Source organism: Methylocystis sp. B8, from assembly GCF_005771425.1.
Classification (GTDB): domain Bacteria; phylum Pseudomonadota; class Alphaproteobacteria; order Rhizobiales; family Beijerinckiaceae; genus Methylocystis.
This window is the reverse complement of record NZ_VBTZ01000001.1, coordinates 259,539-277,701: the sequence shown is the minus strand read 5'-3', so window position 1 is coordinate 277,701 and position 18,163 is coordinate 259,539. Positions and strand designations below refer to the sequence as shown.

The following is an 18,163-nucleotide window of genomic DNA, read 5'->3' as shown; positions in this document are numbered from 1 at the left end:
GGCGCTTTTCGACGCGCGCTGGCCAGGACATGACATCGGCGGGGCCGACAGGTAAAAGACAGGCGGGGCGTGTAGTTCGAAACCGCCCGCGCCCGGACCTCATGAATGCCGTTTTTTGTGCTTCCCTTTCCAGTCATCGATCCAGTCGCCGTCAACATCGGGCCCTTGCCGCTGCGGTGGTACGCGCTCGCCTATATCGGCGGCTTTGTCTTCGGCTGGCTCGGCCTGCGCGCGCTCGTCGCGAATGATGCGCTCTGGAGGCGCGGCCAGCCGCGTCCAAGCCGAGAGTCTCTCGATGATCTTCTCGTCTTCGTCGCGTTTGGAATCATTATCGGCGGGCGCCTCGGGCACGTGCTGATCTATGATCCGGCGTTCTACCTCGCGCATCCGCTCGAAATATTTCAAACATGGAAAGGCGGCATGGCCTTTCATGGCGGGCTTGTCGGCGCAATGATCGGCATGCTTCTTTACGCCCGCCGCAGCGGCACGCCGCTGCTTACCGTGAGCGATATTTGCGCCGCTGTTGCGCCGATCGGTCTTTTCTTTGGCCGCCTCGCCAATTTCATCAAACCTGAGATGTGGGGCCGGGAGAGCGACGCTCCCTGGGCGATGGTCTTTCCTGGCGCCGGCGACCTTCCGCGCCATCCAAGCCAGCTTTATGAAGCGGGTCTTGAGGGCGTCGCCCTCGGTCTCGTGTTATGGCTCGCGGCGCGTCATGGCGCGCTTAAACATCCGGGGCTCATCACCGGCCTGTTCGGCGTCGGCTATGGGCTCGCCCGCATTTTCTGCGAATTTTTCCGAGAGCCCGATCCGGTGCAGGAAGCCCTTCCCAATGGACTAACTATGGGCATGGTCCTTTCCGCGCCGCTCGTCTTTCTTGGCGCTGCGGCGATCATGTTCGCGCTCCGCCCGAGGAGCGCGACGGCATGAGCAACTTAAAGAGAGAGATCATCGAGACGATCGCTCACGACGGCCCGATGACGCTTGAGCGCTACATGTCTCTCTGCCTCACGCATCCGCGTTACGGCTATTACATGACGCGCGATCCTTTCGGCGCGGCCGGAGATTTCATCACCGCGCCGGAGATCAGTCAGATGTTCGGCGAATTGCTCGGAGTCTGGATCACTGAAGCCTGGCGCGCCGCCGGCGCGCCGCCTCAGGCGCGTCTCGTGGAGCTCGGACCCGGTCGGGGCACGCTGATGTCGGACGTGCTGCGCGTGACCCCGATCGCGCCAAATTTCTTCTCCGCCATTTCCGTGCATCTTGTCGAAACCAGTCCGGTTCTGCGCGAGGCGCAAAGCCAAACGCTGGCCACGGCTGCAAAGCCGGTGCAGTGGCATTTGGATTTTGCCGAGACGCCCCCCGGCCCGGCCTTTATCATCGCCAATGAATTTTTCGACGCTCTGCCGGTCAGGCACTACGTCAAGACCGCCAGCGGCTGGCGCGAGCGGCTCGTTGGGCTCGACGCTGAGAGCGAACTCGCCTTTGGACTGTCCGATGAAATTGAAACGACGTTAAACGTTCCAGCGCGCGAAGGATCGATCGTCGAAGTCAGCGTCGCGAGTCAAAATCTTATCGGCGATATCGCCGCGCGGCTTGTCGAAGAAGGCGGCGCGCTGCTGCTCGTCGACTACGGCTATACTCAAACATCGCTCGGCGACAGTCTTCAGGCAGTGTCGCGTCACGCCTATGTCGATCCGCTGGCGGCGCCCGGAGAGGCCGATTTAACCGCTCATGTCGATTTTGCGGCTTTGGCGCGCGCCGCCCGTGCGCGCGGCGCCAAGGTGATGGGCCCGGTTACGCAAGCGCATTTTCTGCTGCAGCTTGGCATCGAACGCCGGGCCGAAGCCCTGACGAAAAGAGCGACGCCGGAACAGGCGCAATCGATCATTGACGCCTTCGAACGTCTCGCGGGCATCGACGATGCGCGCCATCAGATGGGCGGGTTGTTCAAAGTGATGGCCGTGACCCATCCAGACATGCCCGACCTGCCAGGATTTTTCGTGTAACATCGGCACGATGACGCTCGAAACGCCTGCGCTCACGGCGCGAAATCTTAGCCTGCCCGGATTACGCCATGCCTTTTTCACCCGCGAAGGCGGCGTCTCCGAAGGCGTCTACGCGTCGCTTAACGGCGGAGTCGGCTCGCGCGATGCGCCGCCGAGCGTTGCGGAGAATCGCGCCCGCATGGCGGCGCGCCTCGGCGTTGAATCAGAGCGCCTGCTCGTGCCGTTCCAGATACATTCCGCAGACGCCGTTAGCGTACGCGAACCATGGAGCGCAGAAGCGCGACCGCGATGCGACGGCGTCGTCACGACGGAAGTCTCGCTGGCGCTCGGCGTCACAGGCGCCGACTGCGGCATGCTGCTCTTCGCCGACGCGAAAGCGGGCGTAATCGGCGCCTGTCATGCCGGCTGGAAAGGCGCGCTCGGCGGCGTCATCGAAGCGACAGTCGCGGAGATGGAAGCGCAGGGCGCGCGTCGCGCCGACATCCATGTCGCGCTCGGACCGGCGATCGGCGCGACGAGCTATGAAGTCGGACCGGAATTCGCAGCCCGGTTTCGCGAAACTGACGAATCCTTCGCGCGCTTCTTCACGCCGACAGATCGCGAAGGCCATACGACTTTCGACTTGCCGGCTTTCATCGCCTCACGCATCGCGGCGCTCAACGTCGCATCATTCGAAGACCTCGGCGTCGACACCTACGCGGACGAAGCGCGCTGCTTCAGCTACCGCCGCAGCGTCCATCGTCGCGAGCCAGACTATGGACGGCTCGTCTCGGCGATCACGCTTCTGTGACGCTACTTCGTCGCGTAGCTGAATAGCATCGAGTGCGGCAGTCCGCGCGGCGGCGGCGGGAAAGGCGCGGCGCGGCGTACGGCGGCGAGCGCCGCCGCGTCGAGATCTGGCGCGCCGCTGGGCTGATACACGGCCTGATGGGTAAGATTGCCCGCCTCGTCGATGTAGAAGACGACCGCGCCCCTGCCGATCGCCTGACTAGCCCGCACACGCGGCGGAACATGCATGTGCGGCATGATGAGCCCGTAGAGGATCGTCAAATAGGTTGTCTTCGCATGACCGCCGCCGACCGGGGACGGCTTGGGCGGCGCCGCGAGCTTATAGTCGGGGATCGGCGCCAGCGCCGCGAGCTGATCGGCGATCGAGTTGCCTTCGCCCTTCTTCACCCTTCCCTTCTCGGTCGGATCGGGTTTCTCTTGCGGCTTCGTATCCGGCGCGGCCTCTTCGATGATCTCGGCGTCGCTTTTGTCTTCGATCGGCTTTTCCTTCGCCTCTTCCGGAGCCTTCGCCTTCCCTTCTTCGTCTTCAGCGTCCTTCATGCCCTGAGGCTTCTCATCCTTGGGCGTGACGTTTTCCTTCTCAGGCGCGTTCTTTGGCGTCTTGAGGTCTTTCAGCTCCGGCGCATTGACGTCAGACTTGGTCTTGCTCTCGGCTTCCGGAGCGTCGAAGGCAGGCTTTTCAATCTCCTGCGGCGGCGGAGGCGGAGGCTTTTGCTGCTGCTGTTCTTGCTTCTCCGGCGGCTTTTCGGGTTCGGGCGGAGGCTCTTCCTGCTTTGGCGCGGGCGGCTCGTTGATCACCTCGACTGGAATTTCCTCCGCGATAGGCGGCGCCTCACGGGCGAAGCGCCAATCCTGCCAGAGCAGAAACGCGATGACGCAGAGATGCGCCAAAAGGCACAAGAGCAGGAACATCAGGAAGCGGGGACGCACCAAGGCCTCGTGGCGCCGCCTAATCGCGGCCACAGCCAAGGTCGCGCTAAAGGCGCGTTGTCCGCTGCTGTCGTTCATCGCGTTGGAAAGCCGCGCTTCAGCGCCGCCGCTGCTTGCATAATCGATGTAAGTGGGTGATCGGGCCGCGCCACTTGGGAACTTATAACCGCCTTTGAGCGAAAACGCTCCCCCGGAAAAACACGACGCTTTTTGACGCAGTTAACAAGACTTAGAGAGAGGCGTATATAAGGGGTAACTAATGTAAGCGGCGCGTGAACGCCGCGAGGGGAGTGAGGATCTATGAAGCGCTTTGCGCCAATGTCGCGCCGCGCCCTTTTGCTCGGCGCGGGCGCTGCGACAGTCGGTGCGATGACGGCCTACGGCCAGGGCCATGCGATGCGCCGGATCGCGCCCAACCGCGCGTCGGAGACTTTCAATCCGGACGTCGACCTCGACCTAATCTGCAAGCGCGATGAAGCGCGGATTTTAAATGGCGGCCCAACGCGGGTGTGGCGCTATGCCGGCAATCTGATCAAAGGTCCGTCGAATGCGCTGACGGCGCTGCCGGATACTTATCTCGGCCCGCTGTTGCGCTTCTCGAAAGGACAGAAGGTCCGCATTCGGCTTCGAAACGAATTGCCTGAAGAAACGATCACGCATTGGCACGGCCTGCATGTGCCGATGCTGATGGACGGCCATCCCGCGGCGGCGATCGATCCGGGCGAAACTTACGTCTACGAATTTGAAATCCGCAATCGCGCCGGGATGTATTTCTATCATCCGCACACGCATGAAAAGACGGCGACGCAGGTCTATCGCGGCCTCGTTGGCGGGATCATCGTCGAGGATGATGAAGAGCGCGCGCTTAGACTGCCTTCGGGCGAGTTCGAAATCCCGCTCGTCATTCAGGATCGCTCATTCGACGACGATAATCAGCTCGCCTATGGCGGAGACATGCATACGAGCATGTTCGGCTTTTACGGCGACCGCGTGCTCGTCAACGGTCGATCCAATTTCACGGTCGACGTCGCCAGCCGTCCCTATCGCCTGCGGATTCTCAACGGCTCGAATGTGCGGATCTATAAGCTGTGCTGGGATGACCGCACGCCGTTGACCGTGATCGGCGTCGACGGCGGATTATTGGAGAAGGCTGAGACGCGCCCTTATGTGATGCTCGCGCCCGCCGAGCGCGTCGATCTTCTCGTCGATTTTAGCGGCCGTCCGCAAGGCTCCAAGCTGACGATGCTGAGCGGTGAGTTCGACAGTCTGATTCCGCCCATGGCGCAGCGCATGATGAGAAGCGATCTCGCCGTGGGCGAAGAATATTCGCTGTTTACGGCAAAGGTGATGAAAGCCTCAAGCGACTTGTGGAAGCTCCCGGAGAAACTCTCGACGATCAGGCGCATCCGCGGAGAAGAAGTCGCCAATCGCGAAGATCCGATTCCAATCGCCATCACCATGGCGCATATGGCGATGTTCCTGAACGGACGGCCTTATGGTCATGACGACATTCAGCCGCGCGAACGCATTCCCGTCGATACGACTCAGCTGATCGACATTTTCCATGAACACGGCGGCATGGGCATGGGCATGGGCATGGGCATGGGTCGCATGGAAATGATGGGCGGCATGGGAATGATGGGCGGGGGGATGATGCGCGGCCGAATGGGCGGCATGGGGATGATGCGAATGATGTCGATGGCCCATCCGATCCATCTGCACGGCCAGCAGTTCGAGATCATCGAGCGCAGCTTCGAAGGCGACGAGGACGCTTACGCCACGATACGCGAAGGCTTCATCGACAGCGGACTAAAGGACACTGTGCTCGTCGCGCCGGGCGAACGCGTGCGAATCGTCAAGCCTTTCGGCGATTTCAAGGGCCGCTTCATGTATCACTGCCACAACCTCGAACATGAGGACGCAGGCATGATGCGCGAGTTCTCGGTGGAATAGACTTAAGCTACCAATCTCGACGCACTCCCGGCGGCGATTCGCCCGCCGGGAGTGCTTTTGCGCAAGTCAATGCTCCATGCCGCCCATGCCGCCGCTCTGACCTCCGCCATGGCCCATGCCGGACATGCCGCCCATCATCCCGCCCATGCCGCCCATCATGCCGCCGCCCATCATGTCGCTCATCGACTTGCCGACCTTCATGATCCCAGTGAGCGTCGTATTCGCGATCTTCTTCTGCTCATCGCTCAAGATGGTAAAGAGCGACTCAATGGCGGCCTTCTGAGCGCGCACGACTTCGAGATGGTCGACCATATGGTTTTCCATCATCGTGAGCTTATTCAGCACTTCCGCCTTGGAATGATCCATGCGCATATCGGCGGCGTCGCATTTTTGCTTCGCCTTTTGCGCCGTTGCGCGCCATGCGTCAGCGAATGCGTTCCAAGCGCCCGTTTGCGCGTCAGTGAGTTTCAACTCCGCCTTGAGATAGGCGAGGCGCCCATCGACATGTTCGGCGAAGCCGCAGACCATTTTGTTCATCATGCCGCTGCCGGAGTGCGACATGCCGCCCATGCTGTCGCCGCCCTTGCCGTCGTGGCTCATGCCCGACATGCCGCCCATCATCCCGCCCATGCCGCCCATCATGCCGCCGCTCTGACCGCCGCCGTGGTCCATGCCGCCCATGCCGCCACTATGACCCATGCCGCCCATCGTTCCACCCGTGCCGCCATGATGGCCCGCATGACCTTCATCCGCCTTGCCCGCCTCGCTTTTCTGGTCTTCGGATTTGCCGGACTCAGCAGCGCCTGATTGCGCCTTGCCGGGGTCCGCCCATTGCGTTGGCGCGTTGGCGCCGCCGTGCTCCATGGCGCCATGATCCATTTTGCTGTGGTCCATGCCGCTATGTTCCGCGCCGCTCTGTTGCGCCTGCGCAGAGAATCCAGCGGCGAGGAGCAAAGCGGCGGCGCTCGCCGCAAGCAGTCTTCCGCGCGAGTTTTGTTTCCGCGTCGTCATGGCGCCCTCCCTGGCGAGTTTGTCGCGATCGCTCCTGTCGTCGCTGGCGCGACGAATCATTATGGAGTTTCGCGCTTATGGCGCGCCTAACCGAACATCAGGCGCCTTTGGACGTCTGCAACTTTGTCACAAATCAAGCCGCTCGGCGATAGGCGAATCGTCACGTAAGCGCGTGAACCCAGGACTCGATCCGGATTCCGCGCAGCAAAAAGCGGCGGACACGCGCCCGCCGCTCGTAATTTTGGCCCGTACGAGTCAAAATCGCTCGGTTTAGTGTTTACCTGTTCTGCGACGACACGTTCGGATTGCGCGCTGCATAAGGATCCTGCCCGATCGGGCGCGGCGCGGCCGCCTCGCGAGGTTTGGCCGCCTCTTCCTTGTATCCAGGCTGCCCGACCACCTGAGGCGACTTCCACTCAGCCGTCGATGCGTGCTCGCCGGCAAAGGCGTGACCAGTCAGGGCCGCTGCCGAAGCGAGGGCGACGACGGCAAAAAACTTATAAGCCATGTTCCTCTCCCTGATGATGCATGTTCTTACGCCGCCCGTTCTTCCAAAGGCGGCGGCAAGCGTGGTTCACGCGCATAAAATGCTATTTTTACATGTCGTTAATTCTACAATGATCGTCATGTCGGTTTGCCGCTGATTTTTCTCGCAATAGCGAAAAGAATGCGCACCGCAGAGAACGCGACTCGACAGCGTTAAGCGGCCTTCTTTTCTGCGATTTCGACCAGCGTACGAAGAATGCGGCGCGTCCCCGCGAGTCGCTGTTTCATGCTGTCAAATTCACGAATGAAAACAATTCGCATATCGGGGCGCACCTTGGCGCTTGTCCCCTGCTCTGCGACGTAGCGGACGAGCCCGGTGGGATTTGAGAATTTGTCTTCGCGGAAGGCGACGATGACGCCCTTCGGGCCAGCGTCGATTTTCTCGACATGCGCGCGCCGGCAGAGCGCCTTGATCGCGACGATCTCGAGCAATTGCTCCACCTCCGGCGGAATCGGGCCGAAACGATCAATCATCTCAGCGGCGAAAGACTCAATGTCCTGATCCGTCTCGAGAGTCGATAGACGGCGATAGAGCTGCAGGCGCAGCGTGAGATCTGAGACATAGTCTTCCGGTATCGTCACCGGCGCGCCGATGGCGATCGTCGGCGACCAGGCTTCCTCCTGCGGCTCCTCGACTCCGGCCTTCAGCAGCGCGATCGCGTCAGCGAGCATCTGCTGATACAGCTCATAGCCGACCTCCTTGATATGTCCCGACTGCTCTTCGCCCAAAAGATTGCCGGCGCCGCGAATGTCGAGATCGTGGCTTGCGAGCTGAAAACCAGCGCCAAGCGTATCGAGCGACTGCAGCACTTCGAGACGCTTTTGCGCCTGAGGCGTGATCGTGCGGTTGGCGGGCGTCGTGAACAGCGCATAAGCGCGCAGTTTGGAGCGCCCGACGCGTCCACGCAGTTGGTAGAGCTGCGCGAGGCCAAACATATCGGCGCGCCAGACGATGAGCGTGTTGGCGCGCGGAATGTCGAGGCCCGATTCAACGATTGTCGTCGATAGCAGAATGTCGAACTTGCCGTCATAGAAGGCCGACATCTTGTCTTCGAGTTCGCTCGCGCCCATCTGCCCATGCGCGATGACGAATTTCGACTCAGGCGCATTTTCGCGCAGGAAGGCCGCCGCCTCTTCGAGGTCTTCGATACGCGGACAAACGAAGAAAGCCTGGCCGCCGCGATACCGCTCGCGCAGCAAGGCTTCGCGCACGATGAGCGAATCGAAGGGCGAAATGAAACTGCGCACCGCGAGCCGGTCGATCGGCGGCGTGGCGATGATCGAAAGCTCGCGCACGCCCGTCATGGCGAGCTGCAATGTGCGTGGGATTGGCGTGGCCGAGAGGGTCAGCACATGCACCTCGGCGCGCAGCTCCTTTAGGCGCTCCTTATGTCCCACGCCGAAATGCTGCTCCTCGTCGATGATGACGAGCCCAAGATCCTTAAAGCTTACGGTTTTGCCGAGCACAGCGTGCGTGCCGATCAAAATCTCGGTGCGGCCGTCTGCGACATCTTTCTTCGTTTCACGCGTTTCGGCGGCGCCGACCATGCGCGACAGCCGTCCGATGCGCACCGGCAACCCGGCAAAGCGTTCGCTGAAGGTCTTGTAATGCTGACGCGCGAGCAAGGTCGTCGGCGCGACGACGGCGACCTGCTTGCCGTTGATCGCGGCGCAGAAAGCGGCGCGCAGCGCGACCTCAGTCTTGCCGAAGCCGACGTCGCCGCAAATGAGTCGGTCCATCGGACGGCCGGCGGCGAGATCGTCAAGCGTCGCGTCGATGGCGGCGAGCTGATCCTCGGTTTCGTCGTAAGGAAAGCGCGCGCAGAATTCATCGTAGAGCCCTTCCGGCGGAATAAGCTTCGGCGCCTCGCGCAGCTGCCGCTGCGCCGCAATCTCGATGAGCCCTTTCGCCATCTCGCGGATGCGATTCTTCATCCGCGATTTGCGCGACTGCCAGCCGGCGCCCCCTAACCGGTCGAGCTGCGCTTCGGCGTCCTCGCCGCCATAGCGCGTTAAGAGCTCGATGTTCTCGACCGGTAGATAGAGCTTGTCGCCGCCGGCGTAGTGGAGCTCGAGACAGTCGTGCGGCGCGCCCGCGGCGGAGATCGTCTCCAAGCCGATGAAACGGCCGATGCCGTGATCGACATGCACCACCAAATCGCCGGCGGAAAGCGCGGCGACTTCGCCGAGAAGATTTTCATTCGGCTTGCGTTGGCGACGGCGACGGACGAAGCGATCGCCGAGGATATCCTGCTCGCCTAAAACCGCGTAAGCATCTGTCTCGAAGCCACGCTCAATTCCGAGCACGGCGACGGAAACGGCGTGTGAAAGCGCTTGGGGAAACGACGCCACGTTCGGAAGATCCGGCAGACCATGTTCGGCAAGCACATGGCTGAGCCGCTCACAGGAGCCATCCGACCAGCCCGCGACGACGACTTTTTTGCCGGCATCGCGCAGCGACTCGACGTGATCCGCCGCCGCCTGGAACACGTTGACGTCGGGCGTATTGCGCTCCGGCGCAAAATCGCGGCCGGGCCGCCCGCCGCAGTCGATCGCCTTTTCGCCCTCATGCGCCGCAAAGGGCGAGAATTGCGCCGCCGCATGCCCCTCTATGGCCGCACGCCATTCCTCAAGCGACAGATAGAGTTCGCGCGGCTCAAGCGGCTTGTAGTTTGAGCCTGCAGGGTCCAGGTCATGCGCATATTTGCGCGCGTCGTAATAATCCTCGATCTGCTTGACGCGCTCCGTCGCCGCGTCCTCGACAAGGGAGTCGAGCAGGATGGGCGCGTCGCCAAGATAGTCGAAGAGCGTATCCATCCGCTCATAGAAGAGCGGCAGCCAATGCTCCATGCCGTGAAAGCGCCGGCCTTCGCTCACCGCCTCATAAAGAGCGTCGCCGCGCGTCTGGCCGCCGAAGCGCGCAGCATAAGATTGGCGGAAGCGACGCATCGTCTCGCTCGTTAAGCGTAATTCGCTCATCGGCGTCAGGTCGAGCGCGCGGAGCTGCCCCGTCGCGCGTTGCGTGTCGGGATCGAAGGAGCGGATCGACTCGAGCGTGTCGCCGAAGAAATCGAGTCGGATCGGCGCCGGCAGCCCCGGCGGGAAGAGATCGACGATGCCGCCGCGCTGCGCATATTCGCCCGTCTCGCGCACCGTGCTCGCGCGCAGATAGCCGTTCGCCTCGAGCCAGAGCGCCAATTCATCGAGCTTTACGACATTGCCGGGCGCCGCGGCGAAGCTTTCGGCGGCGACCATCTTATGCGGCGGAACGCGCTGCAACAGACAATCGACGGTGGTCGTCACGACGCGTGGCCGTTCGAACGAGGATTTGGCGCGCGTTAAGCGCGAAAGCGCGGTCATGCGCCGCGCGACGATGCCCGCGTGCGGCGACACCCGGTCGTAGGGCTGGCAGTCCCATGCCGGAATATCGAGGATTTCGACAACCGGATTGGCGAAGCGGAGAGCGGCGCGGAACGCCGCTGAACGCGCGGCGTCGCGCGCGACATGGACGAAGACGGCGGCGCGTCCTTCAGCCTCGCGCGCCAGCGCGCGCGCAAGGTCGGCGCTGACGAAGGCGTCGAAACCATCCGGCGCATGGGCGAAGATCAGCCTCTCGCCCTTGACGAGACCAGCGCGCGCGGCCTCAAGCCCCGCCGCCGCCTTCTTCTGCTTTGTGGCGGCCACGCTCAATGGATCGGCCCGTCGTGGATATGAAAGGCGATGATTTGGCGCAAAAGCGGCGTATCGTGCTCCGCCGGCGGCTGTTCAGCGCCCGAGAGCCATCGGTAGACCGCTTCGTCGGGCAGATCGAGCAGCCTCTCGAGTTCCGCGAGCGCCTGCGCAGGAAGCGCCTCGACGCGCGCATCGACGAAGCGCCCCATCAGAATATCCATTTCGCGCATGCCTCGCCGCCAGGCGCGCACCCGTATGCGCCGCCTGCGCATGTCGTCGTCCAACGTTCGTCTCCCTATATGGCGCGAGGCTTAATGCAGACGCACAGGAAAGGCAAAGGACGGTAAGAGAAAGAGGCCTGAGGCCAAGCGCTCCCGCGGCTTAGCGGCTTTTGAGCGCTGCGCCGGAGGGCTCCGGGAAAGCGAACTTCCTTGACCTCAAGATGCGCCTGCGCTATCTGGCGCCTCTCGCGTTCGCAAGCGCGCCGCGGGGGAGTAGCTCAGTTGGTTAGAGCGCCGGCCTGTCACGCCGGAGGTCGCGGGTTCAAGTCCCGTCTCTCTCGCCAGAATTCCCCCACCCACTTCCTCCATGTCTCGATTGGCGCGCTGTGGCTTGGCGTCTGGCGCGCGCTATTTCCCGTCTTAAGCTTCGACGCGTCGCTCTGAGAGACAGGGACATGCAAAGAAAGTGGTCTTGGCGGCTGTCCCATTTCTTCCAGCAATTGTGGGTGCGGGTGACGCTTTATGCGCTCGTCGCCTGCGTCACCGCCTTCGCCGCCTCCCTATTGCGCGCTCATATGCCGAACTGGATCGAAGGGGAACTCGGCGCCCACGCCCTCGAAAGCGTGCTGACCATTCTGGCGTCCTCAATGCTGGCGGTATCGACCTTCTCGCTCGGCATCATGGCGGCGGCGATCGCGAGCGCCGCGTCGACCGCGACTCCGCACGCAACGCAACTTCTGCTCAAGGAGAAGACCTCGCAAAAGGTCATCGCAACCTTTCTCGGCGCATTCGCCTTCAGCCTTGTCGGAATCGTCACGCTCAAATTGGGAATATACCGCGGCGCCGGACGGCTCTTGCTGTTCTTCGTGACGCTTGTCGTAATCGCGCTGATGTTTTGGAACTTTATTCGCTGGATCGATCTGCTGCGTGAATTTGGCCGCTTTTCCGATCTGCTGCCGCGGCTGGAGAAGGCCACCGCCAAAGCGCTGGAGGAGCGCCTTGAATCGCCCTATCTCGGGTGCAAGCCCCTGACCACGCCTCCGCCCGACAACGCGACGCCGATCCATGCCGAGCGGCCCGGCTATGTGCTGCATATGGACCTCGCCGCCGCGCAGGAGGCGGCTGAAAAAATAGGCGCGACGTTATGGATTCAGGTCAACCCTGGCTCCTTCGCGCATCGCACTAAGCCTTTGTGTTACGTCGCCTGTCCGGGAATTGACCATGAACGGCTCAATGAGCTGATGAGGACGCTGCGAAGCGTCTTCTCCATCGGCGACAGTCGGACCTTCGAACATGACCCGCGCTTCGGCCTGATTGTGCTGAGCGAAATCGCCTCGCGCACCCTCTCGCCGGCGATCAACGATCCTGGCACTTCGATCGAGGTGCTCACGCGCGGCGCACGCCTTCTTGCGCTTTGGGAGACACGCAGCGCGGCGGAAGTGAGTTTTCCCAACATTTATCTGCCGCCGCTCGACGTCAGCGACATGTTCGAGGATTTCTTTCGGCCTATTGCGCGCGACGGCGCCGCCATGGTTGAAGTGCAAATCTGGTTGCAGAAAATCCTGCTTGGTCTGACGCGCGACGACGCAACCACCTTCGGCAAGGCCGCTCTCCGACAGTCCGCGGACGCCCTGGCCCGCGCCGAGGCGAATTTGACGCTCGAGTCGGAAAAGCAGCGGATACGCGCGCTCGCCACGGAAATCACCGAAAGCGCCCGCTTCGTCGAGGCGCCGACGATCTGACCTTTTCAGCGAACATCTATCTCGCTCTCGACAATGTGATTGAGCGGCGTGCCTTCCGCGGTCAGCGTCATGCGCAGCTTCAAGCGGTCGCCTGCGACCTTGTGCTCGCGCACGATGCGCTCGATCTCGCGCTGTGAGGTGACGCCCACCTCCTTCAGAAACTTCCGAATGGCCATATTGAAAACGTCTTCATCCATCGCCCGGCTCCCTTTGCCGAACCAATATACATAGTGCGACGCCCGAAGGCGTCATGCCCGCGCTTGTCGCGGGCATCCACGCCAGAACCGTGCGGCGCCTCTCGTGGAGAGCCGGGACAAGCCCGGCCACGACGCGCGAGAGTGCGAGAAAGTCAACTTGCCTTCGCCACTTCACGCTGCGCGAAGCCAAGACGGATATTCAGCTCGTGCAGCAACTTCTCCGCCGCAAGCGGAATATTGGTGCCCGGCGGGAAGATCGCGGCGGCGCCAGAATCATAGAGAGCCTGGAAATCATCGGGGGGAATGACGCCGCCGACGACCATCATGATGTCGCCGCGACCGGCGCGCTTTAGCGCATCGCGCAGTTCCGGCGTTAGAGTCAGATGGCCGGCGGTCATCGTCGAGACGCCGACAATATGCACGTCAGCTTCGGCCGCTTTCCTGGCGACTTCGTCTGGCGTCGCGAACAGATCGCCGATGACCACGTCGAAGCCCATGTCGGCGAAGGCCGAAGCAATGACCTTCTGGCCGCGATCGTGGCCGTCCTGACCCATCTTGGCGACGAGGATACGCGGCTTGCGGCCGGTATTGTCCTCGAAATCGCGCGTCATGCCCACGACGCGGCCGACCTGGACGCTCTCCTTGCCGGCTTCCTTCGCATAGACGCCGGAGATCACATTCGCCTTCGGCTTATGGCGCGAGAAGACTTTCTCGAGCGCAAAAGAGATTTCGCCAACGCTGGCCTTGGCGCGCGCCGCCTTCACAGCGAGATCGAGAAGATTGGCGCCCGATGTGGCGCCATCGGTCAGCGCGTTTAGCGCCGCCTGCGTCTTCATCTCGTCGCGTTCGGCGCGCAGGCGCTTCAACTTATCGAGCTGCGCTGCGCGTACGGCGGCGTTGTCGACCTTGAGCACATTCGGCTTTGCGTCGTTCTCGGGCTGATATTTGTTCACGCCGACGACAACCTGCGTTCCGCTGTCGATGCGCGCCTGAGTCTTCGCGGCCGCCTCTTCGATGCGCTGCTTGGGCACGCCGGCCGCGATCGCCTTGGCCATACCCCCAAGCGTCTCGATTTCTTCGATATGCGCCCAAGCCTTTTTGGCGAGTTCCGCGGTCAGGCGCTCGACATAATAGGAGCCGCCCCAAGGATCGATGATGCGCGTCGTGCCGCTCTCCTGCTGCAGCACGATCTGCGTATTGCGCGCGATGCGCGCCGAGAAATCGGTCGGCAACGCGAGCGCCTCGTCCAGCGCATTGGTGTGCAGCGATTGCGTATGGCCTTGCGTCGCCGCCATTGCTTCGACGCAAGTGCGAATGGCGTTGACGTAAACGTCCTGCGCGGTGAGCGACCAGCCGGAGGTCTGGCAGTGCGTGCGCAACGTCATGCTCTTTTCGGACTGGGTGCCGAGATCCTTCATCAGCCGCGCCCAGAGCAGGCGCGCCGCGCGCAGCTTCGCCACCTCCATGAAGAAATTCATGCCGATGGCGAAGAAGAAGGAGAGACGCGGCGCAAAGGCGTCGATATCGAGGCCGGCCGCAACGCCAGCGCGCACATATTCGACGCCGTCAGCCAGCGTATAGCCCAATTCGAGATCGGCCGACGCGCCCGCCTCCTGCATGTGATAGCCGGAGATCGAGATCGAGTTGAACTTAGGCATATGTTTGGAGGTATAGGCGAAAATATCCGACACGATGCGCATCGAAGGCTCAGGCGGATAGATGTAGGTGTTGCGCACCATGAATTCTTTGAGGATGTCGTTTTGGATCGTGCCGGTCAGCTTTTCAGCCGGCACGCCCTGCTCTTCCGCCGCCACTATGAAGAGCGCGAGAACGGGCAGCACCGCGCCGTTCATCGTCATCGACACGGACATCTGATCGAGCGGAATGCCGTCGAAGAGCGTGCGCATGTCGTAGATCGAGTCGATCGCGACTCCCGCCATGCCGACGTCGCCCATCACGCGCGGATGGTCAGAGTCATAGCCGCGGTGGGTCGCAAGATCGAAGGCGACAGAGAGACCCTTCTGGCCAGCGGCGAGATTGCGGCGGTAGAAGGCGTTCGAATCCTCGGCGGTGGAGAAGCCCGCATATTGGCGGATCGTCCAGGGCTGGGCGACATACATGGTCGGGTAGGGTCCGCGCACATAGGGCGCGACGCCGGGATAGCCGTCGACGAAGGCGAGGCCCGCGACATCCTGCGGGCCATAGGCGTTCTTCACCTCGATCCCTTCCGGCGTCAGCCAGCGGCGGGGCTTTGCCTCCTGCTCGGGCGCGGCGGGCGCGAAGGGAATCGATGCAAAGTTCGGTATCGCGGACATTTTTTCCTCAAACTTTTTGCCGCTTTCTCTTAGACCAGAGCGGTCCGCGTCGCAAAGCCGCGCGGCTAAGGACAAGCGCGACGATTTGAAGCGAGGCGGCCAAGCGCCTGCTCGGCTGAGCCGGCCCTTGCCCGGATCACGCCTAGCAAGGCACAATCGCTCTCTCTCGCCTTCCTCTGGAACGCCAACTCAGGACATTGAGATGCGCCGCTCTATGAGCTTGCTACTGATCGCCATTTTCGCCGGCGTCACGTCCGCGCAGGCCCTGCCCGGAAACCAGATTCCCAACGACGTGAAGGAAAGGTGCAAGGCGGATTATGCGAAGCTGTGCAACGGCGTCATGCCCGGCGGGGGTCGCATTCTCGCATGCTTTCAGGCCCACATAGACGAAGTTTCGCCGGACTGCCGCGATGCGCTTTCAAAGATGAAAAATTGACGGGCGCGATCGCCCCACTCACTCGGCGTCCATTCCGTCCGACGCTCTGGAGAAAAATCGCGCCGAGGCGTAGCGGATCGTGAGCACTGCGAGCGACAGAATGAGCGTCGCGCCCGCGAGAATCAATATGCCGACATCCGGGACCGACTCCATCTGCACATAGCCGATCATGTGGCGGGTGAGCGCGGTGATCCCGACATAGAGGAGGAAGCGCACCGGCATGTGGTTGGTGCGGAAATAGATGCCGACCATGGAGCCGATTTCGAGATAGATGAAGAGCAGCAACAGATCTTCGATCGTCGCGTGACCCCTCGCCGTCATTTCGAGAAACGCTTTCGTCGCCGCCCAGACCGTCGCTCCGCCGATGGCGAAGAGCGCGAGAAGATGAAAGCCTTCGGTGAGCAGATAGCCGATCGGATCGATCCGATCGAGCATTCGACGCACCGCTGAGGTGTCCTCCCTGTCCAAATCTTTCATCGATCGCCTGCAAGGTTTGTGGGGCCGCCTCGGGTCACATGCGGTGGCGCGAACAATCGCGTATGGCCCCGCCGAGCGCAAATGACTTTGTCTCTAACGTCCTAACGCCCGATCCGCCAAGTCGCTGCGCCCAGTTCGCGCGTGGAGCAAGGCGACAAGCCGGGCGAGCGGCCAATCCGGCCGAGGCCGCTCGATGACCGACCGCGAGGCGCCAAGGCGCGCCTCGCCGCGTTCGAGAAACGCGACAACGCCAGCCGCAAACGCTACTTTTGGATGGAGTTCAGATAGGCGAGCAGCGCTTCGATCTGCGCGGCGCTGAGCTGGAACTGCGGCATCTCGACGCCCTCATGGCCGACGACGATGCCCTCGGCGAGCGCCTCTTCGAGATTGTTCAGCGGATATTTCCGAGCAAGATAACGGAACGGCGGCGATTTCGGATTGGCGCTCTCTCCACTCGCCCTTACTGCATGGCAGCGGCCGCAATTTTGCTGCGCGATCGCCCGCCCACGCTTCAGCAACTGCGCATCGGCGGGCGCCTTCGCATACACGACGCCGGCGGCGAACAGGAGGAGCGGCGCAACCGCCAAAGGCGCGAATCGAAGCATGAGCGAAGTCTAGCCGCGCGCCCGGCGCGTGTCACCGCGCCCTATTTGCGCACGACGAGCACTGAACATTTGGCGTGGCGCACGATGGTTTTGGCGTTCGAGCCGAGAAGATAGGTGGCCATCGTCGGGCGATGCGAACCGACGACGATAAGGTCCGCATCCCATTCCTCTGCCTCAGCAAGCACTTCTGGATAAACGGCGCCAAAGCGCACGATCGAGGAGACGCGTTCCGCCGGATAGGAGATTTTGCCGCGCAATCCCGCCAAGTCCTTTTCGGTCGCCTCGCGCATCTCCTCGTCAAAATTCGGCGGGATGTAATCAATGAAGGCCACAGGCACGAGCGGTTGAACGTTGATGAGCCGAAGCTGCGCGTCCTGCGCCACTTTTGCGAGCGCGACAGCGGCGTCGAGCGCGAGCTGCGTGACGTCAGCCTCGCTGATATCAACGGCCACCAGAATTTTCTTATACATCCCCGCCTCCCGACGCGCTCCGCCGCGACTCACCTTTTAAGGGCGGCATGATCGCTCGGATTGGCGCTGCGCGCTAGCTAACGCTCATCACGGTTCTCCGCAAAAAAGCAGTGGCGCCGCACGAGGCGGCGCCACGGGCGCGATGAACCTTGCGGCCAGCGGTTTCTGTCAGGCTATCGGCTTGCCCTGCTCGCCGGGCTTGACCGGAAGCTGCGTCCGAATGGCGTCGACGATCCTTTGGACGGCGGCGTCCGCCTCAGTGGCGCGCTTCTCCGCCACTATGGCCCGCTGCTCCATCGCCACAAGATCGGCGTGCTTCGCCGCAAGCCGCGACTGCAGCGCATCGAGATCTTTTCGCGTTTGTATGAGGGCGGCGGTCAGATCGGCGGCTTCGGCCTCCGACTTGCGTAGCGCCGCCTCTGCGCGGTCGCCGCGATCTTCCGCGCGCTCCAGCTTCTCTCTCACCGCATTGGCGGCGCCATGCGCCCGCGCCACCGCTTGAGCGGACTGCTTTTCGAGTTCCTTGATCGCCGCGGCGGCCTGAGACACGAGGTCCAACGCCGCCATGGCGTCATCGCCGCCGCGCGCACGCTGACGAGCCGGAAAGTTCGCAGCCGGCGGCGCCGGCGGTCTGGTGTCCCCCCTTGGGATTATTTCGTCCATCACCTGATCAAGATCCACCGAATCCATAACTTTAACTCCGGCCGTCGCGTGGGTCGGTTTGTACAGCCGCACTCTCACCTCTCTATTGTCGCCCAAAATCCGGCCAAAAGTCGACCTTCGCGCCAAA

17 protein-coding genes and 1 tRNA gene are annotated in these 18,163 nt (G+C 62.3%); 7 read left to right on the top strand and 11 right to left on the bottom strand.

Annotated features, from left to right (window positions below; all coding sequences use genetic code 11):
* Nucleotides 1-105 precede the first annotated feature (105 nt).
* From lgt to pgeF, 3 genes are read left to right on the top strand one after another with little or no spacing between them, the layout of a single operon-like run.
* Nucleotides 106-930, top strand: a complete 825-nt coding sequence (gene lgt / locus FEV16_RS01350) for a prolipoprotein diacylglyceryl transferase (RefSeq protein WP_138165810.1) — start codon at nt 106-108, stop codon at nt 928-930.
* Complete coding sequence (locus tag FEV16_RS01345) at nt 927-2,009, top strand: class I SAM-dependent methyltransferase (protein WP_138165809.1); 1,083 nt, start codon at nt 927-929, stop codon at nt 2,007-2,009. Before lgt ends, FEV16_RS01345 begins: the two co-directional genes overlap by 4 nt.
* Nucleotides 2,010-2,019: 10 nt before the next feature.
* Complete coding sequence (gene pgeF / locus FEV16_RS01340; protein WP_138165808.1) at nt 2,020-2,799, top strand: peptidoglycan editing factor PgeF; 780 nt, start codon at nt 2,020-2,022, stop codon at nt 2,797-2,799.
* A 2-nt stretch (nt 2,800-2,801) separates the two neighbouring features.
* On the opposite strand, the gene FEV16_RS01335 is transcribed toward pgeF, so the two are convergent.
* The gene (locus FEV16_RS01335) at nt 2,802-3,728 is read right to left on the bottom strand and encodes a TonB family protein (protein ID WP_246657114.1); all 927 of its coding nucleotides are present in this window, start codon (nt 3,726-3,728) and stop codon (nt 2,802-2,804) included.
* Nucleotides 3,729-4,028: 300 nt separating this feature from the next.
* Here FEV16_RS01335 and FEV16_RS01330 point away from each other — a divergent pair, with 300 nt between their 5' ends.
* On the top strand, nt 4,029-5,681 hold the full coding sequence (locus FEV16_RS01330; protein WP_138165806.1) for a multicopper oxidase family protein: 1,653 nt from the start codon (nt 4,029-4,031) through the stop codon (nt 5,679-5,681).
* Nucleotides 5,682-5,747: 66 nt separating this feature from the next.
* Here the strand turns inward: FEV16_RS01330 and FEV16_RS01325 are convergent, their stop codons facing one another.
* The 4 genes from FEV16_RS01325 to FEV16_RS01310 all read right to left on the bottom strand — a co-directional run bounded on the left by FEV16_RS01325 (nt 5,748) and on the right by FEV16_RS01310 (nt 11,194).
* A complete protein-coding gene (locus tag FEV16_RS01325) occupies nt 5,748-6,692 on the bottom strand; it encodes a Spy/CpxP family protein refolding chaperone (RefSeq protein WP_138165805.1) in 945 nt (314 codons plus the stop codon).
* A 277-nt stretch (nt 6,693-6,969) separates the two neighbouring features.
* The gene (locus tag FEV16_RS01320) at nt 6,970-7,200 is read right to left on the bottom strand and encodes a hypothetical protein (protein ID WP_138165804.1); all 231 of its coding nucleotides are present in this window, start codon (nt 7,198-7,200) and stop codon (nt 6,970-6,972) included.
* Nucleotides 7,201-7,391: 191 nt separating this feature from the next.
* Nucleotides 7,392-10,928, bottom strand: a complete 3,537-nt coding sequence (gene mfd, locus FEV16_RS01315) for a transcription-repair coupling factor (protein ID WP_138165803.1) — start codon at nt 10,926-10,928, stop codon at nt 7,392-7,394.
* Nucleotides 10,925-11,194 (bottom strand): succinate dehydrogenase assembly factor 2, encoded by a 270-nt coding sequence (locus FEV16_RS01310; protein ID WP_246657113.1) that lies wholly within the window; start codon nt 11,192-11,194, stop codon nt 10,925-10,927. The genes mfd and FEV16_RS01310 overlap by 4 nt, the downstream gene beginning before the upstream one ends.
* A gap of 204 nt (nt 11,195-11,398) precedes the next feature.
* On the opposite strand from FEV16_RS01310, the gene FEV16_RS01305 reads away from it, so the two are divergent.
* Nucleotides 11,399-11,475, top strand: a tRNA-Asp gene (locus tag FEV16_RS01305).
* 111 nt (nt 11,476-11,586) lie between these two features.
* Nucleotides 11,587-12,873, top strand: a complete 1,287-nt coding sequence (locus FEV16_RS01300; protein WP_138165802.1) for a DUF2254 domain-containing protein — start codon at nt 11,587-11,589, stop codon at nt 12,871-12,873.
* A 5-nt stretch (nt 12,874-12,878) separates the two neighbouring features.
* Here FEV16_RS01300 and FEV16_RS01295 read toward each other — a convergent pair whose 3' ends face one another.
* Nucleotides 12,879-13,070, bottom strand: a complete 192-nt coding sequence (locus tag FEV16_RS01295; protein ID WP_138165801.1) for a DUF6494 family protein — start codon at nt 13,068-13,070, stop codon at nt 12,879-12,881.
* A gap of 152 nt (nt 13,071-13,222) precedes the next feature.
* A complete protein-coding gene (scpA, locus tag FEV16_RS01290; protein WP_138165800.1) occupies nt 13,223-15,385 on the bottom strand; it encodes a methylmalonyl-CoA mutase in 2,163 nt (720 codons plus the stop codon).
* A gap of 214 nt (nt 15,386-15,599) precedes the next feature.
* Here scpA and FEV16_RS01285 point away from each other — a divergent pair, with 214 nt between their 5' ends.
* The gene (locus FEV16_RS01285) at nt 15,600-15,821 is read left to right on the top strand and encodes a hypothetical protein (protein WP_246657112.1); all 222 of its coding nucleotides are present in this window, start codon (nt 15,600-15,602) and stop codon (nt 15,819-15,821) included.
* Nucleotides 15,822-15,839: 18 nt separating this feature from the next.
* On the opposite strand, the gene FEV16_RS01280 is transcribed toward FEV16_RS01285, so the two are convergent.
* From FEV16_RS01280 to FEV16_RS01265, 4 genes are all read right to left on the bottom strand, one after another.
* A complete protein-coding gene (locus FEV16_RS01280) occupies nt 15,840-16,298 on the bottom strand; it encodes a phosphate-starvation-inducible PsiE family protein (RefSeq protein WP_138165798.1) in 459 nt (152 codons plus the stop codon).
* A 263-nt stretch (nt 16,299-16,561) separates the two neighbouring features.
* Nucleotides 16,562-16,903, bottom strand: coding sequence for a cytochrome c (locus tag FEV16_RS01275; RefSeq protein ID WP_138165797.1), 342 nt, complete (start codon nt 16,901-16,903; stop codon nt 16,562-16,564).
* A gap of 41 nt (nt 16,904-16,944) precedes the next feature.
* Nucleotides 16,945-17,373: a universal stress protein gene (locus tag FEV16_RS01270; RefSeq protein WP_138165796.1), complete on the bottom strand. Its 429-nt coding sequence runs from the start codon at nt 17,371-17,373 to the stop codon at nt 16,945-16,947.
* A gap of 168 nt (nt 17,374-17,541) precedes the next feature.
* Nucleotides 17,542-18,063, bottom strand: coding sequence for an ABC transporter permease (locus FEV16_RS01265; protein ID WP_138165795.1), 522 nt, complete (start codon nt 18,061-18,063; stop codon nt 17,542-17,544).
* Nucleotides 18,064-18,163: the final 100 nt, after the last annotated feature.